This window comes from Paenibacillus sp. TC-CSREp1 (assembly GCF_050171015.1).
Taxonomy (GTDB): Bacteria; Bacillota; Bacilli; order Paenibacillales; family Paenibacillaceae; genus Paenibacillus; species Paenibacillus silvae.
This window is the reverse complement of record NZ_JBNOKM010000011.1, coordinates 165,759-190,146: the sequence shown is the minus strand read 5'-3', so window position 1 is coordinate 190,146 and position 24,388 is coordinate 165,759. Positions and strand designations below refer to the sequence as shown.

25 protein-coding genes are annotated in these 24,388 nt (G+C 49.5%); 2 read left to right on the top strand and 23 right to left on the bottom strand.

Annotated elements, in window-relative coordinates; translation table 11 throughout:
- Nucleotides 1-23: 23 nt before the first annotated feature.
- The 14 genes from lspA to ACQSGY_RS18390 all read right to left on the bottom strand — a co-directional run bounded on the left by lspA (nt 24) and on the right by ACQSGY_RS18390 (nt 12,091).
- Entirely contained in the window at nt 24-506 is a 483-nt protein-coding gene (lspA, locus tag ACQSGY_RS18455) for a signal peptidase II (RefSeq protein WP_427179692.1), read from the bottom strand.
- A gap of 383 nt (nt 507-889) precedes the next feature.
- On the bottom strand, nt 890-1,867 hold the full coding sequence (locus tag ACQSGY_RS18450) for a permease prefix domain 1-containing protein (RefSeq protein WP_427179690.1): 978 nt from the start codon (nt 1,865-1,867) through the stop codon (nt 890-892).
- 6 nt (nt 1,868-1,873) lie between these two features.
- Nucleotides 1,874-2,203 (bottom strand): PadR family transcriptional regulator, encoded by a 330-nt coding sequence (locus ACQSGY_RS18445; RefSeq protein WP_188594065.1) that lies wholly within the window; start codon nt 2,201-2,203, stop codon nt 1,874-1,876.
- A 225-nt stretch (nt 2,204-2,428) separates the two neighbouring features.
- Nucleotides 2,429-3,376 (bottom strand): nucleoside hydrolase, encoded by a 948-nt coding sequence (locus ACQSGY_RS18440; RefSeq protein ID WP_427179687.1) that lies wholly within the window; start codon nt 3,374-3,376, stop codon nt 2,429-2,431.
- Nucleotides 3,377-3,487: 111 nt separating this feature from the next.
- A complete protein-coding gene (locus ACQSGY_RS18435; protein WP_145404677.1) occupies nt 3,488-3,892 on the bottom strand; it encodes a DUF350 domain-containing protein in 405 nt (134 codons plus the stop codon).
- Nucleotides 3,874-5,268: a glutathionylspermidine synthase family protein gene (locus ACQSGY_RS18430; RefSeq protein WP_427179685.1), complete on the bottom strand. Its 1,395-nt coding sequence runs from the start codon at nt 5,266-5,268 to the stop codon at nt 3,874-3,876. The genes ACQSGY_RS18435 and ACQSGY_RS18430 overlap by 19 nt, the downstream gene beginning before the upstream one ends.
- A gap of 60 nt (nt 5,269-5,328) precedes the next feature.
- A complete protein-coding gene (locus tag ACQSGY_RS18425; RefSeq protein ID WP_427179684.1) occupies nt 5,329-5,814 on the bottom strand; it encodes a hypothetical protein in 486 nt (161 codons plus the stop codon).
- Entirely contained in the window at nt 5,814-6,362 is a 549-nt protein-coding gene (locus ACQSGY_RS18420; RefSeq protein WP_248085576.1) for a hypothetical protein, read from the bottom strand. Before ACQSGY_RS18420 ends, ACQSGY_RS18425 begins: the two co-directional genes overlap by 1 nt.
- A gap of 284 nt (nt 6,363-6,646) precedes the next feature.
- On the bottom strand, nt 6,647-8,755 hold the full coding sequence (gene abc-f / locus ACQSGY_RS18415) for a ribosomal protection-like ABC-F family protein (RefSeq protein ID WP_427179682.1): 2,109 nt from the start codon (nt 8,753-8,755) through the stop codon (nt 6,647-6,649).
- Between the two features lie 101 nt (nt 8,756-8,856).
- Nucleotides 8,857-9,018: a hypothetical protein gene (locus tag ACQSGY_RS18410; protein WP_167433997.1), complete on the bottom strand. Its 162-nt coding sequence runs from the start codon at nt 9,016-9,018 to the stop codon at nt 8,857-8,859.
- Nucleotides 9,019-9,194: 176 nt separating this feature from the next.
- Nucleotides 9,195-9,662: a hypothetical protein gene (locus ACQSGY_RS18405; RefSeq protein WP_427179680.1), complete on the bottom strand. Its 468-nt coding sequence runs from the start codon at nt 9,660-9,662 to the stop codon at nt 9,195-9,197.
- 92 nt (nt 9,663-9,754) lie between these two features.
- Nucleotides 9,755-10,039: a hypothetical protein gene (locus ACQSGY_RS18400; RefSeq protein ID WP_427179679.1), complete on the bottom strand. Its 285-nt coding sequence runs from the start codon at nt 10,037-10,039 to the stop codon at nt 9,755-9,757.
- 36 nt (nt 10,040-10,075) lie between these two features.
- Nucleotides 10,076-11,074, bottom strand: a complete 999-nt coding sequence (locus ACQSGY_RS18395) for a glycosyltransferase (RefSeq protein WP_427179677.1) — start codon at nt 11,072-11,074, stop codon at nt 10,076-10,078.
- Nucleotides 11,075-11,119: 45 nt separating this feature from the next.
- A complete protein-coding gene (locus ACQSGY_RS18390; protein ID WP_427179675.1) occupies nt 11,120-12,091 on the bottom strand; it encodes a phosphotransferase family protein in 972 nt (323 codons plus the stop codon).
- A 266-nt stretch (nt 12,092-12,357) separates the two neighbouring features.
- Here ACQSGY_RS18390 and ACQSGY_RS18385 point away from each other — a divergent pair, with 266 nt between their 5' ends.
- Nucleotides 12,358-12,840: a hypothetical protein gene (locus ACQSGY_RS18385; RefSeq protein ID WP_427179674.1), complete on the top strand. Its 483-nt coding sequence runs from the start codon at nt 12,358-12,360 to the stop codon at nt 12,838-12,840.
- A 165-nt stretch (nt 12,841-13,005) separates the two neighbouring features.
- Here ACQSGY_RS18385 and nikE read toward each other — a convergent pair whose 3' ends face one another.
- The 9 genes from nikE to ACQSGY_RS18340 form a co-directional block, all read right to left on the bottom strand.
- Nucleotides 13,006-13,809: a nickel import ATP-binding protein NikE gene (gene nikE / locus ACQSGY_RS18380; RefSeq protein WP_427179672.1), complete on the bottom strand. Its 804-nt coding sequence runs from the start codon at nt 13,807-13,809 to the stop codon at nt 13,006-13,008.
- Between the two features lie 93 nt (nt 13,810-13,902).
- A complete protein-coding gene (locus ACQSGY_RS18375) occupies nt 13,903-14,709 on the bottom strand; it encodes an ABC transporter ATP-binding protein (protein ID WP_427179670.1) in 807 nt (268 codons plus the stop codon).
- Nucleotides 14,710-14,809: 100 nt separating this feature from the next.
- Nucleotides 14,810-15,637 carry a nickel ABC transporter permease subunit NikC gene (gene nikC / locus ACQSGY_RS18370; protein WP_427179812.1) on the bottom strand — a complete coding sequence of 276 codons (828 nt, stop codon included), beginning with the start codon at nt 15,635-15,637 and terminating at the stop codon, nt 14,810-14,812.
- Entirely contained in the window at nt 15,637-16,581 is a 945-nt protein-coding gene (gene nikB, locus ACQSGY_RS18365; RefSeq protein ID WP_427179668.1) for a nickel ABC transporter permease subunit NikB, read from the bottom strand. Before nikB ends, nikC begins: the two co-directional genes overlap by 1 nt.
- 84 nt (nt 16,582-16,665) lie before the next feature.
- On the bottom strand, nt 16,666-18,303 hold the full coding sequence (gene nikA, locus ACQSGY_RS18360) for a nickel ABC transporter substrate-binding protein (protein ID WP_427179667.1): 1,638 nt from the start codon (nt 18,301-18,303) through the stop codon (nt 16,666-16,668).
- 264 nt (nt 18,304-18,567) lie between these two features.
- Nucleotides 18,568-19,605 (bottom strand): glycoside hydrolase family 130 protein, encoded by a 1,038-nt coding sequence (locus ACQSGY_RS18355; protein WP_427179665.1) that lies wholly within the window; start codon nt 19,603-19,605, stop codon nt 18,568-18,570.
- Between the two features lie 65 nt (nt 19,606-19,670).
- Nucleotides 19,671-20,510 (bottom strand): carbohydrate ABC transporter permease, encoded by an 840-nt coding sequence (locus ACQSGY_RS18350; protein ID WP_427179663.1) that lies wholly within the window; start codon nt 20,508-20,510, stop codon nt 19,671-19,673.
- The gene (locus ACQSGY_RS18345; protein ID WP_248063295.1) at nt 20,507-21,394 is read right to left on the bottom strand and encodes a carbohydrate ABC transporter permease; all 888 of its coding nucleotides are present in this window, start codon (nt 21,392-21,394) and stop codon (nt 20,507-20,509) included. Before ACQSGY_RS18345 ends, ACQSGY_RS18350 begins: the two co-directional genes overlap by 4 nt.
- 258 nt (nt 21,395-21,652) lie before the next feature.
- A complete protein-coding gene (locus tag ACQSGY_RS18340; protein WP_427179662.1) occupies nt 21,653-22,966 on the bottom strand; it encodes an ABC transporter substrate-binding protein in 1,314 nt (437 codons plus the stop codon).
- A 247-nt stretch (nt 22,967-23,213) separates the two neighbouring features.
- Here ACQSGY_RS18340 and ACQSGY_RS18335 point away from each other — a divergent pair, with 247 nt between their 5' ends.
- Nucleotides 23,214-24,386, top strand: a complete 1,173-nt coding sequence (locus ACQSGY_RS18335) for an AGE family epimerase/isomerase (RefSeq protein ID WP_427179810.1) — start codon at nt 23,214-23,216, stop codon at nt 24,384-24,386.
- Nucleotides 24,387-24,388: the final 2 nt, after the last annotated feature.

Sequence of the window (24,388 nt, the reverse complement as noted above, 5' to 3'; positions counted from 1 at the left end):
ACTCATGGTTCTTTATAAAACAATTATGCTTTCGGTAACGCATTACGCAGACGCTTCTTCCGATATCCCTGGTATACACGAATCAACATGCCGATGATCAACATCACCACACCGATGTTAATGGCCACATCTGCCAGATTCAATATGCCTCGTCCCGACGGAAACACCAGAAAATCTGTAACCCGCGCATAAACAAACCGATCTATAGCGTTGCCGAGAGCACCACCGACCATAAAGCCTGCCCCGGCCTGCATCCAGAATCCCCGTATCTCGCCTTTGCGCCGATAATAGAGCATACCTGCGATAAACAACACGGCGATTATTCCAAATAGACGTGCATTACCCTGAAACATGCTTCCCGCCATACCGCTATTTTCATAATGCTGCAGCTGCATCCCCGAATCACCAAGCCGCATCACCTCGCCAACCTCCATATACATTCGGACTGCAATTTTAGTCCCCTGGTCCACCAGCGTAACCAGCAGTGCGACAAAATAAAACAGCATCGCCCATTCCCTCCTGCCTGCTTTAAGCTGCACTTATAAGTTCAAGCGAAGCGCACCCTGTATCATTTTCCTCTTACTTTACCACAGCAATTATGGCGCCTCCAAATGAGACAGGCGCGCATCTCTTATAACATCCGATAAAATCCACCATTTGCCGTGGGCAGGACAGGTCGGTGCCATCACGATATCCGGTCTGCCTGATGAGGAGGACCATGACCTCGTTACTACAGGCATTCGCTCGTTTTTGGGGGCGTAACGCATACTCACAACTACGTTTTTTTGGACGTATTATGCATAAAAATGCATAATACCCGCCTTATCGTATTTCATAAGGCGGGTCAGCATGCTTCAATCGTTTCCGAAGACGTAGTGTGATACAAAAATCAGGATGGCTTTTTATCCTTCACAAGGTGATACACATTGCTGAAGCTGCCGGAGAGAATGCCGACAATCGGGAAGATGGCCCAGTTGATATCCCAGCGTTGATACACGAAACCAGTAAACAGAAAGAACGCTGTCGCCAGCGGCCACACAACAGCCCCTACGGCTCGAACTACTCGTGCCTCCTCCCTCTTGGCTGCATTCAGGTGCTGATCCTCCAGCAACGTCGTATAGGAACCCTGAATATTGCCGTAATAGACAAACAAAAACACACCAATACCTGCCGTAGCCAAAAGTGCTGACACACCGTAAACTGCATAGGTATCATTCACATAGGCTCCTGCAAAAATGAAAACAGGAGACAGGATGCAGAGACATACGCCCGTAATGAGGGCAACCCGATACGTCAGTGCAAAGTCAGCCTTGCTCCGCTGAAGAGTCATGAGAAGGTAACGGGGAAGCTGAAACCCTTTATCCATATACTCAAACCGTGCCAGCTTCATACCGCTATAAATGAACATACCCACGGCAACAGCCACCAACACAAACATACCACTCATGCCCAGCACAGTGCCAATGTCTACCGTGCCTTGACCTGATGATGTACCCCTGCTTTCGAACAACTTATCCATCAGAATGAGAAAAGCTATACCTGTTGAAGAAAGCCACACACCCAGCCCTGTCCAGAAGCCCGCGCTTCGCTTGGCCTCGATGTAGGCATGAACCTCTTCTTCCGCCAGCACTGGAAATGTTTCCTCAGGATCCTCAGGCTGAATACCCAGTTCTGCCATCAGTTCCTCAATGTTGCCAAATTCGGAGATAACAATGCCAACCGCTTCGTTCTCCGATCTGCCCTCCTGCTTTAACTCCAGATACTTATCCTCCATACCTGAAAGAAGCTCCTGCTTCATACGCTCCACCTCAGAAGTTCTTGGCAAACCCGCAAACATATTGTCCAGATACACCATAATTGTCTCCATATCCCGTCACAGCTCCCTGATAAACAGATTAACAACCTCTTGCGTAACCTTCCATTCCTCACACTTCTCCCTGTAATAGCCCAGGCCAGCTGGCGTGATCCGGTAATAGGTACGGCGTTTGCCCAGACTACTTTCATCCTGATAAAAGGATTCGATATAACCGTTTTTCTCCAAACGGGTGAAGGCTGAATAAAGTGTAGTCTCCTTCATGACATACTTTTCGTCTGTTAGCTGCCGGATGTTCTTGGAAATCTCGTATCCATACGATTCACCTTCAAGCAGCATGTAAAGAATAAGCGTATCATTATAACCACGTATGACATCACTGCTGATCACAAAAGGTATTCCTCCTCATTACTCCATCTGTCGTAGTAGTTCGAGTATAGCACAATTACTACGACAGATGAAGTAGTTTGTATGAGAATAGGCAAAATAAAAATCCGCACCTGGTTAAAGGTACGGATTAGAACAGTACATCCTTTTGCATAATGGATGTTTATTTAAATTTCACCGAGTAGCTCTGCCGAGCTACTGTCACACTCATCATTTACGCAACCTGGATTACTTAATCGTAGATAGCACATCCAGCAGCATGGACTTGAACTTCGGTCGATCAATTGCCTCGCACACCCGTACATTCGGCGCTTTGCCGAAACGTCCGTTGATATCAACCACACTGTATCCACGAGTCAGTTCTCCAGCCGCTTCCACATCGACATAATAATGACCGGACTTGGTCATGAGCGACTCATCAGCCGCCACGGCCATCAGCAGTGTATCCGGGTGGGTTGTTCCGTTCAGTTTATGTACGGATTTGTTGAACTGCATAACCACCTTGTTGATTGCCGTGAAAAAGTCCGCACCCGATGTACCCAGCGCTGCAATCTCGGCATGATCATCATCATCCATCACCGAGTATTGGGTACACATCTCCCAGCCAACCATCGTAGTCGGGATGCCTGCATGCAGAACAATTTTGGCCGCCTCCGGGTCCACATAGAAGTTATACTCCGCTGCCGGTGTGATATTGCCCAGTGCATTGTTCGTTCCACCCATGATGTACAGATGAGCAATCTCAGGGATAATCGTTGGATCTTTCTGAATGGCCATCGCAATATTCGTTAGCGGTGCAATCGCAAGCAGTTCAATCTCCCCCGGGTTTGCATGCACCTTATCAATAATAAAATCAACCGCATGCCCGCTCTCGGGACGCTGATCGGCTTTCGGGAAATGTGCACCGCCCATGCCGTCATCGCCGTGCACATCTTCCACCGTGCGGTGCTGGGCCTGACCATAGGCCATGAGCGGCCGCTCGCAGCCTTTGTATACCGGGACCTTGCCGCCGTGTCCGGCAACCTGTACGGTATACAGTGCATTTTCAACCTCCTGGTCAAACTGCACGTTGCCGCCAGTAATCGTAATGCCCTCCACCTGAAAATGATGCAATGCCGTCAGGATCGCAATCGTATCGTCTCCTGCCGTATCCGTATCAATGATGACTCTTCTCATGCTGCGCGCTCCTTCTTCCATATAAAATTCGTTCTACATCCGTTGAACGATTATCGTGTACATCGCAAGTTCATTCATCGGATATATCCATGTACAACGTCAGGGTTTATTTTACATCAAAAACGTACCGATGACGATGGAGACACCGATGATAATGGATCGAAGCAGCTGTGCCACCGCCATATTACCACGCGCAATTTCCTCACACACCCGCATCTTCGGTGTCAGGAAATCAAATATAATATAGACCAGGCACAGAATAATAATACCCAGTGCTGACCACAGCAGCATATCCAGCCACGCATGCGTCGAGAAGGATACCATACCCACAATAATACACAGCCCCAGCAGCTTGCTGCCCATATACATACCCGCCGCTTCATTGCCTTTTGCAATTTCCTCACTATCGTTATACCGGGTCAATTTGCTGAAAGCAAAGTATCCACACACCAGCACCAACAGCAAAATCCCCATACCTAGTGCCACATTTAACAGGTTTAATCCCAGCTTCTCCATTCCTTCTCCTCCTCATCATTCATCCGTTCACGTACCGATGCTGCGCAATAATAGGCCATATCACCGGTAACCTTCTCTCCAACCCGCGGCAGCATGCCGGCAAATCGTCCTCCAATCACAAATACACCAGTCAACAGATAACCGCTGTATGGACCATCCTCCGTCTGAATTGACGCCTGCTCCATCGGCACCAGCTGCTGATATACCTTGGGTTGATTCGCATAATACGCTTCAATCTCTTCATCTGCATCGTCTTTTTCATCTTTATCCTGCGTTGCAGACTGCAACTGAATTTCCGTGTTCATCTCCATCGTTCCCAGAACTTCTTCCTGATCCAGCAAAAGAGTTCCGCGCCCCTCGCGTCCCCAATAGCTCTTGGCTGCATAAGGCACAGCGCTCTGCTCAAACGGCGCCGCAGTAAAGTACGTTGGCAGCAGATAGCGCGAGATCACCTGCATCTCAGTCTCATCAAAAAGCGTAAACCCGCAGTACTCGGGCGTCTGCTCATTCCGCTCATACAGCGACCAGATCGCGGCCATAAAGCCTTTGCTCTGCATCAGAACATGCTGCACCGGATTCATCAGCCCCAGCTTTCCTTCATGTACCAGCTCAATCAATGCAGCACCAATGTCCACACCCGTCGTCTCGTCCCGATCCCCAATCAGATATTCCAGCGGATACAGACGATATAAAAGACGGATTTCGCGTCCCTGATGATACAGTCCTTCTCTCGGTACAATCTCAAGCTCCTCAAGCGGTGCATACAGCACATCATATCCGGCTTCACGACAACGCTCCATCAAGTAGATGGTATTGGTTCGATCCTCAACATGCTCGCCATATGAAGTAAATGTAACCGGCCCCTCCAGACCCTGCTCGGCATAGAACGTTAGCCAGGAGCGGAAGCATTCCCGAATACGCTCATCCATATGAGCCGAGGGTGCAGTCCATGTCTGGTCGGCCGCGAGTCCGATCAGAAGGCTTTCAAGTGCCGCTGATTCGGGTATGCCCGTAGGCGTATCGGTATTATTTTCAATACACTTCAAACCAGCTTCACTTATGATCCAGTCCTGACGAGTAATCCCGCCTGCAACGCTCTCCAACCGAGCTGCCGCAATCAGCCCCGGATGAATGCCAAGCGGTCCCTCCAGAAACGAATCCGGCATATATCGCTGGATAAAACGCATGACTTTACTGTAAATAGCGTCCACTGCCTCGGCCGCAGCACGCAGTTCATTCAGCTCCTCCGGTGTATAAACCGTCAGTGATGGCACACAATACTGCTTGCCATACATGCGATGATATGGAATCTTCTCTCCGGCTTCCCCTGAGAAAACCTCATCGTGACTGAATGGAAGCGGGAAAACGGTTCTCATGCAGCCATCCTCCTTCTGCCCCATTGTAGACTGGTGCTGATTTCCCCTTGCCCCATGCAATTAACCTCCCGAGCTGCGGAAAAAGCTGCCGAAACCGCTCGATTTAGATTTGGAAGAGCTTTTATATGAACTGCTGCCGTCCTTGCTGCTGCGATAGGATGATCCGCCGTATCCGCCATAATAGTAATGACCACTGCTGGAATCGTACTCGCATCCTTCATCATACTGAGGATCACATTCGTCATTACTGCCACATCCTGCAAGCACCGCAGGCACAGCAAGCATAAGCGAGAAGGCCACCAGCTTGGCCTTGGAACCCGGTTTAGAACCTGATGCTGATTTCGAACCTTCTGGGGAAACAGATACCGCCGCTGGCTCAGAGCTCGGCGTAAAATCAGTCCCCGTTTCATGCTTCAATGCCGGTACAGGCTCGAATCCCCGCATGGATTCAACTCCTGAATGGGAGGAGGATTTATTCTCGTTGATGTTTTCAGCCACTCCAGCCTCCTGTATAGATAAAGACTTTTGCACCTCTTCTTCCTTCATTACAGATCCACCTCTTTCACGAAAAACAGCACTTTCTTGCGATCCGTATCCAGCACGGAATACAGAATCTCATACGTCCTGCCCGCCCGAACCATGTAATGGTCCAGGAGCTGCTCAGCCAGCTCCATCGTGTAGCCAGCGGACTCCATCAGCTCCAGTTCCTCAAAGGATCGCCCATTCCACAGCATATACTCCGGGCTGTACATGGAGGACATTTTACACATGCCCAGCGCCGCATCCGCAATAGCAGCACCGTGCCCTTCCGGCATCTGCTGATCATAAGCTGTCACATAGATGGCGTGCTCCCGCCGATCCTGACATTCATTGGACAGATGGGCCCATAATTTGTTTTTCATCAGAGTTGCGTCCACCAGCTTGCGCATGAACAATTCATCCCGTGTAACCGAGGTCTGTTCCAGTACACCCGTCTCTGCCTGCTTATCCTCCGACCAGCTGCGATACGTCAATGAATAATAGATTGCTGTCTCCTCCCTCTCTGCGAGCTCGTAGGTGAGCCGTTTCAATACACACAAACGTATTAAACGCATGAGGAGGAAAAAAGTTACACTATTCGCTATGACATGTAAAAAGAAACATGGAATTTTCTATTGCATGCTCCAGCCGCATTCACGATTGCCACAGACCTTATTCGGCATTTGAAGCTATCTACCGAAACGCCACAAAAAAAGACTGCCTCACATCCATCTATGCATACCAAATGCATGTCAACGGTGAGACAGTCTTATGCGTTCTTTTAAGTTCTTTTCCTCTAGTTACCCTAAATCATTCATGCTTTTGACGTGCAACCGTTGTGCTGCGCTTGTAGTTATTCTCACATCTCGGCCCATTGAGCTAACAGCTCATCGTACGCTGCGGATAACTGCTCTCGCTCGTTCCACGTTTGCTCCAGAGCTGCCGAATCATTGGCTAACGTCTCAAGCTGCCGATCAAGCTCCTGAATCTGAACTTCTATTCGAGCCATTGCCTGCTCCAACTTTTGTACAGATCCTTGTTGCCCATTTCTGCTGCTGTTTCGGTTACGACTGCCACTCCTACTGCTACTTCCGTTGTCGTTCCCTTGATCCGTTTTTACCTGTCCAGCATCATGCTCAGCATGAACTTGAAATTGCCCAGGGGCAGTCTCTCCGCCTGCATATACGGTCCCCCGTCCGCGGCCCCCTGCTTTCGGTCCAGACTCCTGCGCCGTTCTGCTCCCGTCTGTCCCCTCAGTCCTTCTCCCGGTTTTCGATCCATTTCCGACTTCGCTTGTTCCCCGATCCCGTGATATATCTTTCGCTACTCGGTTCTGCAATTCAAGCTTCTTCTCCCGATACGCCTCGTAATCCCCAAGGTACGTTGTCAGCTGACCCTCCTCCAGCTCCCATACTCGGGAAGCAAGGCGATTCACAAAGTAACGATCATGCGAGATCGCAAGCACAGTGCCTTCAAAATCAGCAAGCGAATCCTCAAGCGCCTCTCTTGAAGCAATATCAAGATGGTTGGTCGGCTCATCCAGTAAAAGTACATTCGGTTTGCGCTGCACCAGCAACGCCAGCCTCAGACGGGTCCACTCTCCCCCGGACAGCTGTCCGACCGAGCGAAAAACATCTGCACCATAGAACAGATATCGAGCCAATATGCCACGCGCTTCTCCTTCCTCCACACCTGCTTCCAGACGGAAGTGCTCCAGCACGCTGAGCTTGGGGTTCAACGGCTCCTCCTGTTGGGCAAGATAACCGACATCTACACGTGCACCCCACTCCAGCTTGCCTGCATCAGGCTGCTCCTCACCGAGTAGCAGTTTGAAAAGCGTTGTTTTACCCGAACCGTTGCGGCCGATCAAGGCCGTTTTATCGCCATATTCCAGCAGAGCAGATACGCCTCGTAAAATATCCCGGTCGCCATATCGTTTCTCCACATCCTCCAGCACCGCCACACGCTTACCCGTGCGATCTGTAGGACGCACATCAAAATCCGCATGACGACGCTCCAGCACAGGACGCTTCACCTGCTCCATCCGCTCCAGCGCTTTACGCATGGAGGCCGCACGCCGGAAAAACTTTTCATTGCCGCCAACACGGCCCCATTCCTCCAGCTGGCGAATCGTTTCCTTCATTTTTTTGATAACCTTCTGCTGCTCCTTGAATTCCTCAAACTGCTTCAGCAGCCGCTGCTCCTTCACCTTCATATATTCGGTATATCCACCTGCTGCGGTTTCGGCCTCGCCATCCTCCAGCTCCAGCGTGCGTGTCACCACCCGATCCAGGAAATAACGGTCATGCGAGATAAGAACAACCGTGCCGTTGTATTCACGTAAAAAACCTTCCAGCCACTCCACCCGCTCCAGATCCAGATGGTTGGTTGGCTCATCCAGCAGCAGCAGATCTGGACTCACAATGAGCTGTGAAGCCAGCACCACCCGAGTCTGCTCACCACCGGATAGAGAGCCGAAGCGCCAGCTATAATGGGTCTTCGCAATATCCAGTCCGTCCGCGACCTGGTCAATGCGTGCATCCATCTCATAACCGCCTTCGCGCTCGAATCGCTCCTGCAGCGCGGCATACCGTTTGAGCAGACGCTCCAGCTGCTCCGGATCGGCCGCACAGGTTGGATCAGACATCTGCTGCTCCAGTTCCTTCATCTGTGTACGACAGGCGATTAGCTCCTGAAATCCAAGTCCCAGTACATCCAGTACAGTACGGTCATCCAGCCCTTCGGGAACTTGAGCTACATATCCGACTCTTGTGTCTTTTTTCAGCATTAGCTGTCCCTCATCCGGCTGGCTTAACCGGGCCATGAGACGCATCAAGGTTGTTTTGCCGCTTCCGTTGCGGCCGATGAGGGCAACCTTATCCCCTTCCATAATTTCAAATGTAATGCCGTCCAGCACCAGATGTGCTCCGTGATATTGTTTCAGCTGTTGCGCGCTAATGATCATCATAATAAGGTTCCTCCTATAGTTGGAAGAGCCTGACCGCAACACAAAAAGAGCCGCAGGAGGTTAGCTCCGCGGCCCTTCAGAAAGCAATAAAGCAAATATGCTTATCGTCCGAATGAGGTCAAGGCAGGCATCTTCTCACACATGTTAATTTCCGTATATTCAAAATTGGACAGACTTCTCCCGTTGTTCGGAAAAGTGTGAACAATGCCAGCCATAGCAATCGGCAGCTGGCTAATACGGTTGTTAAGCATGTTGTGATTCACCTGTCTTCACCTCCCTTTGTCATAAGTACTGTTAATATAGCACAGCGGACTGTTTTTCTGCAACCACCCCATGTACCCATGCCCACGTCTATCATGGAAATCCTTCATCAGCATCCCCAGATTTTTTTGTTTTCCTTTTCCAAAAGAGAAAATCCGGGGATAAGCATATGCTCGAATTACCGCAGACAGGTTATCTTGATATCGACCATATTATGCAGGTTAATCTCAATACACAGCTCTTCATGTTCATTAATTGCAATTAATGTAGTGCCGTTCACACTTATTTTTTTAATCGGATTCGTATCCTCGAAAAACACGCCCCACACTAAACGGTCTTCTGCATCAGTACAGGCAATGAAACCTTCATTCCCCATAGCCCCGTCCCCGCCAACGATTTTCCCGCCTTGATAATCAACACTCGTCCATGTATCCACCATCGTCCAGCAATCGGGGTTGTACTTCTCCACGCTCTTCATCGTTGTATCACATAAGGGAGAACAGCACATGGTTCGCTCACCGCTGTTCGGATCATCGTATTTACGGATATCTAAAATAATGACCGTTCCATCTGCAAAAGCAATGCAATTCATGCCAGGCAGCTCACGCTGCTCAGCAGACCAATGTTCCAACACTATGCTGTTCATCACATGCCCCTTTCCCTTGTGTCAAGCAGCCGCGACCCGTTGCCGCGCAGATCCACGCGCGTGCAGTGCTTGGCTACACCTCGGCATGAAGTCTAATTCCTTCCACGCCGCCGCAGCACCAGAGCTGTAATCGCTACCGTAACCAACGTCAGAAGCCCGGATGTACCCAGGGTAAAACCAAGAAGTGCATAGCCAATTCCGTTCCAGCTATCCATATCCATACTGATCATAATAACAACAGCCCCGCCAAGCAGCGTCAGACATGGCAGGATCGACTGAAGCCACGTCATTCGGCGTCCCTGCAACCGATATACGACCCATTCGAGCAGCAGCTGAACTCCCCACATCCCTAGCGTCCACAAAATGAGTACTTCCATAACGTTCTCCTCCTCACAAATGGAAAGTTCAACTGCTTACTTCAACCATTCTGCAAAAAAGTTCCGATACCCTTCCTTCATCACGGTTCGCGAAAAGGCCCCAAACGCATAATCACGGTTGTCTTCCGATACACTGCGGGGCGCAGCCGCAGCCATGTTCACCAGTTCAAACCAGTTATGCTCGTTGCCAGCAAAGGCATGCGTGGACTTTATGTGGCCGTAGCACGCGTGCTCGGGCTTCACGACCATTTTCCCCATCGCCATCGCTTCCGTCAGCGGCATCGCAAACGTATCAAACGTCGAGCAGCTCCAGTACACCTTGGCTGAATTCATCAGCGCAAATATCTCATCCTGGGTCAGTGCAAACTTCAGCTTGACGTTATGCGGGATGTCATACTTTTTCATGCTCTCCTTATAACGCACACCGCCAAACACCATATACACTTCCTTGTCCGGGTTCTGACGGGCATATTCCAGCACCAGGTCGGGACGGCGGTTCTCTTCATCCCGCCCGATCCAGAGCACGCGATTATGCACGACCTGACTCGGGTCATAATGGCGATGCGCCAGCTCTTCATTGAAACCAATCGGAATGACGTTGACGTCATGCACACCGAAATTGCGCCCCAGCTCTCTTTTCAAAAACTCCGTCTGCACAATCGCTTTATCCACCATCGTATAGAAGGGCTTCATCATCTCATACCCCGTCAATGCCGGGTCGGGGAAGCTGTGCGGAAACAGCACACTCTTTGGCAGAAACATTTTCAAAAACGTAAATCCCGACACCGTATAGATCACATGCTCGATATGTTGACTATGGATCTGATCCAGCACGATATCATAGTTCACCAGATCACCCTTCTCATGCTCGTACCCCGGCAGCCAATCGTAACCGCTGACATGCCGCTCCGGCGAAATGAACACGATGTCTACGCCCAGCTCCAGACCGATCTGCTTCAGTCGATCCGCAAACACCCGCGGTCCCTGAGCCTCTGTGAATTGAATTTTACGCATCACCAGTCCAACTTTATGCAAACCTGTCACCCCTTATTTCCATTCTTCATTTGCACCTTTTCATTTCTAATACCCGTTCATATGCTCAATGCACCGCTCCAGCGTCGCAGCCGTCTCATGCCATTGATTGCGCAGCTGCTCCTGCGGCCATATACAGTCTGGATTCCTCAGATCACCGTCGATCAGACGCAGCATCCAGAGTGAGAATACAATCGTATAAGCATCGTACCATTTTGCAAAAGAAACCCGTTCAACCTGCACGCCAAGGCTCTCCAGCTTGTCCAGATACACCTTCATGACCCGTGCCCGCAGCTCGGGCGTCATCGTACGAGGGAAGAGCGGATGCGACAGGTCGAGCAGATGGTATACATCCCACAATGGCGTATTCAGGTGAGCATGCTCCCAGTCGAGAATAACCAGCCTGCCCTCCACTTCTGCCACGTTGCCGGGGTGCAGATCACCATGGCACAGCACCAGCGGCAGCTCTTCCTCTGCTGTGAGAAGCAGCGTGATGAGCCTGTCCCAGTCCGATGCAGACCAGGTCACATGTAGCTTGGTTAACAGCTCAGCTGTCGCTGACCTGTGCCTCTCCAGTTCATGCAGCATATCTCGAATGGCTGGCTTATGACCCACCCGCGGCAGTTGTTGCCATGCTGTAATGGGCAGCGCATGCCACTCCGCCATGTGGGCAGCAGCAAGCATCAGGGTCGATTCGCATAAGAAGTGCTCCAGCTGTCCCATATCCTCGTAGATCATCCAGCTCTGCTCTGGAGCAGCTTCCTGATCCGAAGCCGCGATGAGCTGCGGATACACCGGAGGTAATTGCGGCATCACATGTTCGTACATCCATCGTTCCCGTCCATACTGGGCAGGATTCGTCAATGGTTTGAAAATATACGTCTGACCGGATTGAGCAGTAAACCGCTCCACATGCCTTCCGTTCAACCCTTGGTATAGCTTCTGCCTCCCTATGATCTGCTGTTCATCCAGTATGCCTTCGGAGGTCACCCAGCTCTCTGTTTTCCCGCTGTTCTTCATAACCTTACCCTCCCTTCTATCTAACCGTTCCGTACAGGATTTCTATTCATCATACGTTGTGGGTAGGTGGGCTGCAAGTAGTGTTTCTTACCGTGGGGCAAAGCCTCGTTCCAAACATGCTCTTGCAATGACAAGACTCCTCATACAAATGCATTCATCTCTTTTCGTTCCCTTTTAAAGATCATGGTATAATTGACGAATAAAGTCTGCGGCTTCTTAATACTTGATAAAATCTATCAACCTGAATATCTACAGGAGGAACGACCATGAGCATTATACTAATGCCTGAAAAAGTAGATTTCCGCATCTCCACAACCGATCTTAAAGCCATCTATACCGAATCGGGTGGTGTTACTTTACGTATAGATGTGCAAACGCGTGGGGATGTGCCTCTAGATCAATACCGGGAAGTCGAACTCACTTTCGGCACCGTTGCTGAACTGCGCTGCATCACGGTTAATTTCTTCGAGCTACATGCAGGTCAGGTTGAAACGATTCCTTACACTGAGGATATACTTCACTTTTGGGAGACAAACGGCTATCCTCCCGACCCTGGCTTTTATCAGGTGATGAATTCACCCATTTTAGACCAAAAAGGAAAGCTATTTGATCCCCGGAATCGGCTTGATCTGAAGCATTACCTTGTCGTTGGGTATGATAGTTATGTAGAAGTGATTGCATCATCCTATCAGCATGCACATCTGACAACACAAACGACCACAATGATGAATGATACTCCTGTTAATTAACAGAATCACGAACAACTTATAACATATCAAATCATCTCATACCACAAAGATCATATATCAAAAAGGCCAAGCTGGTATTTCCCGCCTTGGCCTGATCTTGAATTCTGCTACTTTTGATCGTTGGTGCAACCTTGTTTCCAACTCGCAGGTTTACTGCATTTCTCTCTATCCGTTAAACACAATCCGTCCTGACGGATGCTCTGGCAAAATGGAGGATACCAGCTGCTGTACAGCAGGCTGATCCGACTCCAAGATGGAATCCGTGGCATCGCCGGAATAGACCAGCCTTCCCTGATCCATCACGGCGATGCTGTCGCAGATTGTCAGTGCGGCACGGATGTCATGGGTGATAAACAGGTAGGATAGCCCATACGATGCTCGCAGCTCTGCCAGCAGGGACAGAATTTGTGTCTGGTGCACCATATCCAGGCTGCTGATCGACTCATCCAGCACAATTAACTTCGGCTTGAGCGCGATAGCTCTGGCGATGTTGACCCGCTGCAGCTGACCGCCGCTGAACTGATGGGGAAGCTTGCTTGCGTCCTGCGGAGTGAGCCCGACCTGGGTGAGTAGCTGTTCAATGGTGCGCTGCTGTTCCTTCGCAGACAGGCGCTCATAATTATCCAGCGGCTCGCCAATGATCTGCGCTGCTGTCATCATTGGATTCACAGCTGAGTAACAATCCTGAAAGACGACCTGCAGATCACGACGCAATCGCTGCAGCACCTTTTTGTCGGCTCGGTAGATGTCCTGACCTTGGAATAACACCTGACCCTGGCTTGGTCGTTCCAGCCCCAAAATAATCTTGCCCAAGGTGCTCTTGCCTGCCCCGCTTGTTCCGAGCAGTCCAAGACATACGCCTTGTTCAATCGTAAGTGACACATCTGCCAGAACAGGAGGGCGTGATCCCGAACGCTCCAACCAGCTCCGCTTGCCATAGCGATGACTTACTTCATGTACTTGTAACATTCGGTTGGTCACCCTCCTTCCTTCATTTTTATGGCACTCATCCAGTTCCCTTTTGCAAAATAACCAGATCTAATCCTTCCCGTCCGTAGCTTCTCAATGCCTAAGAGTCATACTTGGCCTAGCATTGAGCAGCATTCGAGTATACTCATGCTGCGGATGATCAAACAATTGATACACGTCTGCCTGCTCGATGATCCGTCCCTTCTGCATGACCGCCACTTCGTCTGCCATCTGGGAGATGACGCCCAGATCGTGCGAGATGAGCAGAATAGACGTGCCGTGCTCCTTGCGAAGCCGATCCAGTTCCTTCAGCACATTCAATTGATTCACGACATCCAGTGCTGTCGTGGGCTCGTCGGCAATGACCAAAGCAGGTCGCAGACACATCGATACGGCAATCATCACCCGCTGCAGCTGACCGCCGCTGAGCTGGAACGGATAACGTTTCATCAGCTTCGCCGGATCAGGCAGATTCATATCGGCCAGCGCAGCAATAGCTTGTTCCCGCGCCTCCGCTTTGGACAGCTTTGTATGGGTTCGCAGCGTTTCAATAAACTGCGAGCCGATCGTATACACAGGGGTAAAAGCATTCATCGGATTCTGCATAATAAATCCGATATCCTTGCCCCGGATGTGCCGCATCTGCTCATCGGACAACATGCCAAGCTCCCGTCCGTTCAGACGAACACTGCCGGATACTTGCATCCTGCGCGGATGAAGCAAACGCAGCAGCGCGTTGCATGTCACCGTTTTGCCGCAGCCGCTCTCGCCAACAAGGCCGAAGACCTGACCCTTTTTTAAAGTCAACTGAACAGGGTCCAGTAACGGGACCGATCCCTTTGCTGTCTTGAGCTTCACCTGCAGATCACGAACTTCAAGTACAACCTCCGCCTCGTCCATCGTCACGTTCCTCCTTGTTCAGCTTATCTTCACCTTGCTGCCATACCCTTGCTTGTATCAGGACTTGTGCCTTCTTTTTTATCTTGGACTAGCCGAACCCTTACTTTTTGGAAACACCGTAACGGTCGGATAATGCCTCTCCCAAAAGGTTAAACGCCATTACAACGAGCAGGATGGCCGCACCCGGATAGATCATCAGTTCCGGATGACTGCGAATATAGCTTGTACCTTCGTGTATCATGGCTCCCCACTCCGCATTTGGCGGCTGAATGCCAAGTCCCAGGAAGGATAATGCGGAGATATCCATAATCGCCCAGCCCATCTCCAGTGTACCCATGACCACGATGGGACGCTGCACATTTGGAATGATATGTTTGCGAATAATGGTCCAGGTAGAGGACCCGCTGATTCGGGCTGCTGCAATAAAATTTCGTTCCTTCAGGCTGACGACCATGTTGCGGCATATGCGTGCATAATGCACCCACTGCACCATCATAAGCGCAAGCAGCACCTGCATCAGACCCGGGCCGAAAATCCCCACGATGCCCAGCACCAGTACCAGCTGCGGAAATGCCAGTATGCCTTCACACAGGCGCATCAGCACATTGTCAATCCAGCCGCCCAGATAACCGGAGATCGATCCAACGATCAGCCCGATAACCAAAGACGACAGGAAGATCATCGTTGCAAATCCAAGGGAAATCCGCGCTCCATAGAGAAGTCTGGAGAGATTGTCCCTTCCCAGATGATCTGTGCCGAGCCAGTGCTCTGCTGATGGAGCCTTCAGCTTCTGCAGCAAATTGACCTTCACAGGATCATGCGGCGCAATCCATGGAGCCAGTAATGCAAGGAGGAAGAAAAGAATGATAATCGCAGAGCAAATCCAAATCATTTTTTGCCCTCGAAACATTGTACGCCATCGGTTCATCAATGCTCTGCCCGTCCTTTCGCTGAAATCCGCGGGTCCATATACAGCTGTACCAGATCAACGATCAGATTACATACGATGAACAGACATGCCGAAATAAAGACATAACATTGGATTACGGGAATATCCCGGTTAAAGATCGCTTCCACAAAATAACGTCCGAAGCCCGGCCACGAAAAAACCTGTTCCACGATAATCGTTCCCGTTAACAGCCTGCCCATGGTCATGCCCATTCCTGTAATAAATGGAGTGATTGCAATTTTGAGCACATGCTTCAGCATGATGACCCGTTCACGTACACCACGTGTTCTTGCGTACTGCACGTATGCTTCCTGTAATTGTTCCAAAACACTGGTCCGCAGCATCCGGGTATACAGGGCAATCATGACCATGGAGAGCGTTAGCGTAGGCAGCACCAGATTCTCCCAAGAGCCTCGCCCTTCGACGGGCAGCCAGTCCAATTTGACTGAAAAAAAGAAAATAAGCAGATATCCGAGCCAGAACTGCGGAATGGACGCTCCAACATAGGAGATGATGCGACTGACCATGTCAATCCAGCTATTTTTATATACCGCCGCCAGAATCCCCAAAGGGATACTCACCAGTGTAGAGAACAGAATGCTCCACAAGGCCAGCTCTGCCGTGGCCGGAAATTTATCCTTCACCTCATCAATCACCGGTTTGTTGGTAAGATACGAAGTGCCAAAATCCAGCTGAGCGATTCTCTGCAAAGTATGAAGATATTGTTTGAACAAGGGCTGATCCAGACCAAATTCATGCCGCTTCTCTGCCAGCAGCTCTGGCGTTGGATAGATATGAGCTGCTGTCAGATATGCCTCGGCTGGATCAACCGGTGAAATATGAATCAGTCCGAAAGTGACAAGTGTAGCAATAAAAACGATAGGAATGATCGCGATCATTCGTTTACCAATATAACCGATCACCAAACTTCCTCCCTTTTCCCCTGCCACACAAGCTCTTGCTGCCTGATGTGTTACGTATTCATTACGTTCTTCAAAATTATGATTTTACGGATTGCTTAACTGCATGCCTACAAATGGATTCTCATCGCGATTCGCCGGGAAGACAAATTTGGCAATTTTCTTCTGGTAGACCGCTGTTTTCTTCACATAAGAGATCGGTACAATCGCCGATTGCTCCTGTAATGTCGTCAGAATGGATGTATACAGTTCCTGACGTTTCTTCTCGTCTGTAGAGGACAGTGCTGCATGCACTTCGGCGTCCAGTTCCTTTTTCATCGGTAAAGCGCTAAGTGTCTCGGAAATCCCGAACCCGGGGCTTGCCACAACGTTAATGAAGGAATGCGGGTCATATGGAGCCCCGTAATTGTACCAGAAGTACAGGTCGAAATCATTGGCCTTCAGACGTTTGATCTGCACTGTCAATTCAAGTCCGGTAAGGTTTACTTTAACGCCCAGCTCGCTCCATTCAGCCTGAATGGTTTCGCCCATCGCTTTTTGAATCGGATCGGTTTTATCAAAAATTAATTCAAATTCCAGCTTCTGTCCGTCTTTCTCACGCACGGTTCCGCCTGCCGGCAGCTTCCAGCCTGCTTCATCCAGCAACGCTTTGGATTGCTCCACGTTGTATTCAATCGGTTTCAGATCCACATTGGTATATGGATAGTTTTTGGACAACGCTGTATCGGCCGGTTCCTCCAGACCCAGCGTGACGCCTTCCACCATCGCTTTTTTGTTGAAGCCCTGTTGAAGTGCCTTCCGTACTCTTACATCAGACAGCTTCGGGTTCGAAGAGTTAAGCAGCAGATCACGTGTACCTACAGGATCAGACAGCTCGCTTACATATTTATCATTCTCACGAAGCTGTTGGAAGGCATCCAGACTGATCACACCTTCACCGTAGATCAAATCCAGATCGCCCTTTTCAAAAGCAAGCACACGTGTCTCTGCATCAGGAATGATTTTCACGGTAATCTGATCAAATGCTGGTGCCGTTCCCCAGTAATTCGGGTTGCGTTTGAAAACAGCATACTCATCATGCTTATAATCAGCCAGCATCCACGGGCCCGTACCTACCGGCTCTTTGATGCCTTTGGACGTATCCCCATCATCCGGGAATCCGGCCGCACCCAGGAAACGGAACGGACGAACAACGGACAAGTCCTGAAGTACAGGATAATACGGCTCCGTAAGTGTCATGCGGAACGTATGATCATCCACCACCTCGGTTTTGTCCAGCACGCCAACGATCCCAAGCCAGCTATGTGTTTTTTTATTTTTCATCACGGCATCAAAATTCTTTTTCACAATTTCAGCATTAAACGGTGTGCCGTCGGAAAATTTCACCCCTTGGCGCAGCTTGAATGTATATACTTTGCCGTCATCAGAGATGGTCCAAGACTCAGCCAGTGCCGGCTCCAGCTTACCATCCTTCTGATAACTGACCAGCGGCTCGTAGATCATGGATTGAGCAAACAATTGGGACGGATTGTACGTATGCGGATTCATCGTACCGATATCCCGCGGCCATGACATCGTAATCGACTTCGCCGAAGCCGCCTGATCTCCAGATGCGGAGGATGATGCCGAACCGCTCTCTTTATTACTGCAACCCACGATAAATAAAAGCAGCAGCAGTGCTGCCACCATCATCAGGGTAGTACGTTTGCGTTGATGGACTGACATGGACATAAACCCCTTTTCTCTCATTCTTCACTTGGCTATAACAACCGTGATAATGATTCTCATATTCATTAAGAATATGAATCTGCTTCCCTTTTGTCAACAAAAATCGACATCATATGTATGCCCATTAAATAGCAAAAAAAGCCCGTCCTCGAGGATTCTCCTGAGAGGCGGGCTTTCCATGAGAATATAAGCATATTTCCTGCATATAGCCTCTGCATTTCAAATTCATACGCTACCTAACTTCCCTATTGCAGAAGCTCATTATCGTTTGTCGTTCTCGCGGTCTCCGGCGATCACTTCATCCGTCTCTTTAACATAATTGACGATCTCTTCAACTGTTGTGTAGGCTACACCGACGTAGGTATCGGCTGCTCCATAGTAGATAGCAATTCGTCCCGTATCGGCATCATGCAGAGTTGCGCAAGGGAAAACAACATTATCCACAAAGCCCTGTTCCTCATACCATTTCTCCGGCGTCAGCACAAAATTGGATGAACGGTATTTTACTTTGGAAGGCTCATCGAGATCCAGAATCACCGCACCCATGCTGTAGACAAAACCGTTGCACGTCCCGGTGACACCATGGTAGAACATCAGCCAGCCCTCGGATGTCTCGATCGGAGCGGGTCCACCGCCAATTTTCACGGATTGCCACCAGCCTTGACCGCCTTTGCTCATCACATGACGATGCTTGCCCCAATACACCAGATCCGGGCTTTCACTCAGGAAAATGTCTCCGAACGGGGTATGTCCGCTATCGCTTGGTCTGGACAGCATCACATAGTTATCGTTAATTTTACGTGGAAACAATACGCCATTGCGGTTGAATGGCAGCATCGGATTCTCAAGACGGACAAACGTTTTGAAATCCTCAGTCTTGGCAAGCCCCAGTGCGGCACCGTAAAAATCGGTACACCAGATAATATAATAGGTGTCTTCAACTTTCACGAGACGTGGATCATACGCATAGTTTGGCATAAATGGCTTGCCTTGCTCGTCCAAAAAAGCGATGCGTTTCTCTTCTATCGTCCATGACAATCCATCTTCACTAGAGCCCATGTGCAGGTGCGGACGGCCATTAATTGTCTCGGCGCGGAAAACGCCAATGAATTTCCCCTCGTAAGGAACGACTGCACTGTTAAAAATGCGAGCAACGCCCTTCACCGGGTTGCGCGGCACAACCGGGTTAGCTGAGTGTCTCCACACCGGACCTTCCGTTCCTTTCGGCTTATCCTCCCAAGGCATATTGGGCAAGGCCTCCCCAACGATGTGTACCTTTTTCGTTTCTGCAACAGTCATATCTCATTTCCCCTTTAACAGTGATGTTCACTTCACTTCTTTATTTATTGAATGATTTCAAGAGTTTATTTCACGGAGCCTTGTGCGAAGCCGTTATAGATGTATTTCTGAAGCAGCAGGAAGATAATCATCGTTGGAATAATGGCGATCATAATCCCGGCACTGATAACCTCCCACTGTGATCCGAAGGGACCCTTGAATTTGAACAGGGCAGTGGATATTACCTGTAGATCAGTCTTGGGCATATAAAGGAAAGGCGTGTAGAAGTCGTTGTAGATGTTTACACCTTTGACGATAATGACCGTAACAATCGCCGGTTTCAGCAAAGGCAATATAATTTTCCAGTAGATCGTTAAATACGAAGCACCGTCCAGCATGGCCGATTCATCAAGTGCACTGGAGATCGAACCGAGGAATTGCAGGAAGATGTACACCGCGATAATATCGGTTCCCAGATACATGACGATGGCTGCCCATCGTGTATTGAACAGGTCGAGCGCGTTAATAATCTGGAAGGTCGCAACTTGTGTGGTTACACTCGGAATCAGGGTCGCCAGCAGGAAAGCGGCAACCATGATTTTTTTACCCTTGAACTTGAAGCGATCCAGTACATAAGCAATCATGGAACCTGTCAACGTTGCACCCACGATGGATATGATCAGAATAATAATGGTGTTTTTGAAACCGACGAGCATGTTGCCATCCACAAACGCCTTGGCATAATTCGCAAAATTAAGCCAGTTGGCTGGTGGGGCAAGCGGACTGCTATTGGCATACTCGGCATTGGTCTTCAGAGAAGCGAACAGGATCACCACGATGGGCAAAAGTGCAAGGAACGCTGCCAGAATCAGAGAAGCGTACTTCATTACGCTGGCGATGGTATATTTGAATTGCTTCACGTTCATTCCTCTCCTTTCATGCTGACACGCTGCACAAGCGTCACAAGAATAACGATCAGGAGCAGCACAACAGCCATCGCTGATGCGAGTCCCAATTTGCCGTATTTAAATGCGAGGTGAACCGTCTGAATGACAAAGGTCATACTGCCATTGGAACCGTCCGTCATAATATATGGAATATCGAACGCACTGATGGCGCCGCTTATAGCCAGGATCAGGTTGAGCTGCAGAATGCGGGTAATGCTTGGCAGAATAATATGCCGGAATTGCTGCCAGCGGTTGGCGCCGTCAATATCGGAAGCTTCGTATACATCCTTAGGAATGGAAGAAATCGCACCCAGAAAGATAATGAAGTTAAAGCCCATGTACCTCCAAACGGATGCACCCGCGAGGGATACGTTTATGATATTCGGGTTTCCGAGCCAAAGCTGGGTATACTGTCCAAGTCCAACAGCCTGCATCAGCGTATCAAGCGTACCGTCCGGTTTGAAGAAAAAGAGGAAGATAAACCCGATGGCCACGCCATTCAGCAGGTAAGGAAAGAACAGGATGCCTTTGAAGAAATTTTTGCCCCGGATTTTGAAGCTAAGGATCGTGGCAAAATAGAGGGCCAGGCCCATCTGTACAAAGGTGGCAACGAAATAATACAAGCTGACGATAAACACTTTGAAGTATTCGGGATCACTGAAAATCCGCGTGTAATTCTCAAATCCGACATAATCGAACCTTTTGCTGTATCCATTCCAATCGGTAAAGCTGTATTTGAACATGTTGATCACAGGCAAATATGCAAACGTAAATAGCAGTGCCAGCGGAATCATTGAGAAGGCACAGATAATAAATATGCGTTGTGCTGAGTAACTCCAGTTTGAGATTCTCAAGTATTTCATGCTCTCCACACCTCCAAGCGGTTCAACCGCCTTGTGTATAAACGCTCCATATTGGATGCGCGGATGTAATCGCGGGCGGGCCAAGTGAATACCCATGTTTAACAGGTAACAGGTGTCCTTGCCACAGTTAATTTACTGATTTGCTAATGGCTTAACACGCTGCGAACCCGGCCCTAAAACCCGACAACTACCGGCACCCGCATTACATCTGCTCACATCTGCTGCTTACCTCTGCTGTAAGGACGCTTGTTTTCTCTATTATTTCGTAACCTCTGCGCGGGCTTTTACCCATTTATCATTCAGGTCTTTCATGATGTCATCGTACGATTCACTCCGATTACCAATCGCAGCTTCAATAATGCGTTTCTTGAAGTCAGGCTGCCAGAGACCAATCTCGCCTTCGTTGTCGATTTTGTCCATCAAGCCCTCTTGCCCCTCTTTGGCCGGAGTCAAGGTAGAGAAGGTTACATCCTTGTACTGATCCAGAATCGGCGGCAGCTCTGCACTCTTGGCTGCACTCATGCCTCCACCCTGCTGGGTCGCATAGTTGGATTTTTCCAGGAACCAGTCAATCCATGCTTTCGCTGCAGGTTTGTTCTCGCTGTTCACATTCATGCCGATGTTATAATCCGCGGACAGCGGTACGATGACATCGCTGGCATTGGTCGGGAATGGTAAGAAACCAATATTGTCCGGTGTGTCTGTCATGCCTTGAATCTGTGTGATTGCCCATGATCCAAGCGCCATCGTTGCAATTTTTCCATTGGCCAGATCCGCCTTGGAGCTTTCCCAGTCTGTTGTTGTTGGGTCTTTCTCGATCAGGCCGTTCTTGGCTGCATCATAGAGCACTTTATACAGCTCGTAGTGCGGCTTCCCTGGCACAAAGTTCTCATCCGTATTCGGTTGATCCACGTTGACATAATCTACACTCCCCGCAACCGTTGGCAGGTCTGCCTCCCATTGGGTAAGCGCCCAGCCGGAAGCATAGTTCGTATATAGCGGAATTGCCTTGGTGTTGTCTTTTATCTTCTGAAGTGCTGCCTGGAATTGCTCTGGCGTCTTGGGAAGCTCGGTGATGCCTGCATCTTTGAAGACTTGTTTGTTATAAATGATGCCTGAGAATGTGATGACGGTTGGAATGCCGTATACCTGACCATCCACCATCCGCTCTTCAATGGCGGTGTATTTGTCTTTCAGCTCATCGTACGTGCCGAGCGGCTCGAAAAAGTCCGGGATATCGGCAATCGGAACACTTGTTGGAATCATAAGCACGTCGCCGTAGTCTTTGGTGCTCATTCGAATTTTTACTTGACCCTCATAATCAGCCAAAGCCTGAAAATTCACTTTAACATCCGGGTACTCCTTGTTGAATTCGGCCGCGTAATCTTTAAATACGGTATCCACAATATCTGTACGCTGCGTCAAAACGGTGATTTCCCCCTTGATATCCGCCGGGTCTGTGCTAATCTCTTCGCCCGCCTGCGAAGACCCGCCTCCCGATGAACATGCGGCAAGCAGCGAAGTGATGAGCAGCATTGTCAGCAGCAGCATCCAACCTTTATTTTTTTTCATTTGTTTCGACCCCTTCCGTAAATATCTTAAGTTATCGTTAAGGTTACGAGTTAGATTTTATTATGGTAGCGCTTACCTGTCAATTGAATTATTTTTTAGTTTTAAAAATCAGTTGAAGACACCCTTCGTTGACAAGGTATTTTGATAGAATTATTATTTACTAGTAAAGTTAACGATAACCTAATTTAACCTACAAGAACAATTTTTATTTTGCATGGCTGAAGGAGCGCTCTGAATGACACAAAGGATGGTTCAGCTTCAATCGGAAATCGCGGAGCATTGGAAAACAAAGATTTTGCCGTTCTGGTCCAGTCTGAAGGACGAAGACCATGGCGGATTCTATGGCTGGGTAGGTCAGGATCTGCAGATCGATCGTCAGGCACCCAAAGGCGGGATCGCCACAGCAAGGCAGCTCTGGTCTTTTGCTGCGGCTTACCGGGTGACCGGAGAAGAAGTCTGGCGGGACAATGCTGAACATGCCTATCGTTTCCTCGCCGATCACGTCATGGACAGAGAACATGGCGGGATGTACTGGATGGTAGATAGCCACGGTAAACCTCTGGATACAAGCAAGCATGTATATACGCAGGCATTTGGTGTATATGCGCTCAGCGAGTACTACCGCGCAAACCGTGATGCTTCCGCACTCGAACTTGCGAAAACGCTTTTTGTACTAATCGAGGATAAAGGCCTTAACGCGGCACTGCCCGCTTACAAAGAGCAATTTGATCGGTACTGGATTGAACAGCCCAATGAAATGCTGAGCGAAAACGGGGTTATTGCGGATTACACAATGAATACGCATATCCATGTGCTCGAAGCCTACACCACCCTGTACAGGGTGTGGCCGGACCCACAAGTGAAGGCAGCGCTTGAACGCCTGCTCGGGATTCTGTATGAACGGGTATATGACAAAAACACGAAGTTCCTCGGGGTTTTTTTCAACAAAAGGTGGGAGTCCATTATTGATCTGCGATCGTTTGGACATGACATTGAAGCCAGCTGGCTGATCGATGATGCACTCCGTGTGCTCGGGCTTGAACATCATCCACAATACAGCGAAATGGTTACGGATATCGCCTACAACATTCTGCACACAGCCGTGCAGGCGGATGGTTCACTCATGAATGAACAGGAAGGCACGCATGTGGATATCACACGCATCTGGTGGGTTCAAGCGGAAGCAATGGTTGGTTTCTACAATGCCTACCAGCGCACGGGTGATACCGTGTTTTTGGAAAGGGTTGAACGACTGTGGAGATACACGCTTGAGCACATCGTTGATCCCCGTGCAGGCGGCGAATGGCACTGGGCTGTCGATGAAAATGGTATGCCTGATCAGCACGAAATAGCCGGTCCGTGGAAATGTCCGTACCATAACAGCCGGTTTTGCATTGAACTCATGGAGAGGATGGGATAAGC

Coding starts and splice junctions, on each gene's coding strand:
- lspA (WP_427179692.1), bottom strand. CDS start 506: ATGCTGTTTTATTTTGTCGCACTGCTGGTTACGCTGGTGGACCAGGGG.
- ACQSGY_RS18440 (WP_427179687.1), bottom strand. CDS start 3,376: ATGAGAAGAGTCATCATTGATACGGATACGGCAGGAGACGATACGATT.
- nikE (WP_427179672.1), bottom strand. CDS start 13,809: ATGTTACAAGTACATGAAGTAAGTCATCGCTATGGCAAGCGGAGCTGG.
- ACQSGY_RS18435 (WP_145404677.1), bottom strand. CDS start 3,892: ATGGAGAAGCTGGGATTAAACCTGTTAAATGTGGCACTAGGTATGGGG.
- abc-f (WP_427179682.1), bottom strand. CDS start 8,755: ATGATGATCATTAGCGCGCAACAGCTGAAACAATATCACGGAGCACAT.
- ACQSGY_RS18420 (WP_248085576.1), bottom strand. CDS start 6,362: ATGCGTTTAATACGTTTGTGTGTATTGAAACGGCTCACCTACGAGCTC.
- ACQSGY_RS18345 (WP_248063295.1), bottom strand. CDS start 21,394: ATGAAATACTTGAGAATCTCAAACTGGAGTTACTCAGCACAACGCATA.
- nikC (WP_427179812.1), bottom strand. CDS start 15,637: ATGAACCGATGGCGTACAATGTTTCGAGGGCAAAAAATGATTTGGATT.
- ACQSGY_RS18405 (WP_427179680.1), bottom strand. CDS start 9,662: ATGAACAGCATAGTGTTGGAACATTGGTCTGCTGAGCAGCGTGAGCTG.
- ACQSGY_RS18450 (WP_427179690.1), bottom strand. CDS start 1,867: ATGGAGACAATTATGGTGTATCTGGACAATATGTTTGCGGGTTTGCCA.
- ACQSGY_RS18355 (WP_427179665.1), bottom strand. CDS start 19,605: ATGACTGTTGCAGAAACGAAAAAGGTACACATCGTTGGGGAGGCCTTG.
- ACQSGY_RS18340 (WP_427179662.1), bottom strand. CDS start 22,966: ATGAAAAAAAATAAAGGTTGGATGCTGCTGCTGACAATGCTGCTCATC.
- ACQSGY_RS18390 (WP_427179675.1), bottom strand. CDS start 12,091: ATGAAGAACAGCGGGAAAACAGAGAGCTGGGTGACCTCCGAAGGCATA.
- ACQSGY_RS18375 (WP_427179670.1), bottom strand. CDS start 14,709: ATGGACGAGGCGGAGGTTGTACTTGAAGTTCGTGATCTGCAGGTGAAG.
- ACQSGY_RS18385 (WP_427179674.1), top strand. CDS start 12,358: ATGAGCATTATACTAATGCCTGAAAAAGTAGATTTCCGCATCTCCACA.
- ACQSGY_RS18335 (WP_427179810.1), top strand. CDS start 23,214: ATGGTTCAGCTTCAATCGGAAATCGCGGAGCATTGGAAAACAAAGATT.
- ACQSGY_RS18430 (WP_427179685.1), bottom strand. CDS start 5,268: ATGAGAACCGTTTTCCCGCTTCCATTCAGTCACGATGAGGTTTTCTCA.
- ACQSGY_RS18400 (WP_427179679.1), bottom strand. CDS start 10,039: ATGGAAGTACTCATTTTGTGGACGCTAGGGATGTGGGGAGTTCAGCTG.
- nikA (WP_427179667.1), bottom strand. CDS start 18,303: ATGTCAGTCCATCAACGCAAACGTACTACCCTGATGATGGTGGCAGCA.
- ACQSGY_RS18425 (WP_427179684.1), bottom strand. CDS start 5,814: ATGAAGGAAGAAGAGGTGCAAAAGTCTTTATCTATACAGGAGGCTGGA.
- ACQSGY_RS18350 (WP_427179663.1), bottom strand. CDS start 20,510: ATGAACGTGAAGCAATTCAAATATACCATCGCCAGCGTAATGAAGTAC.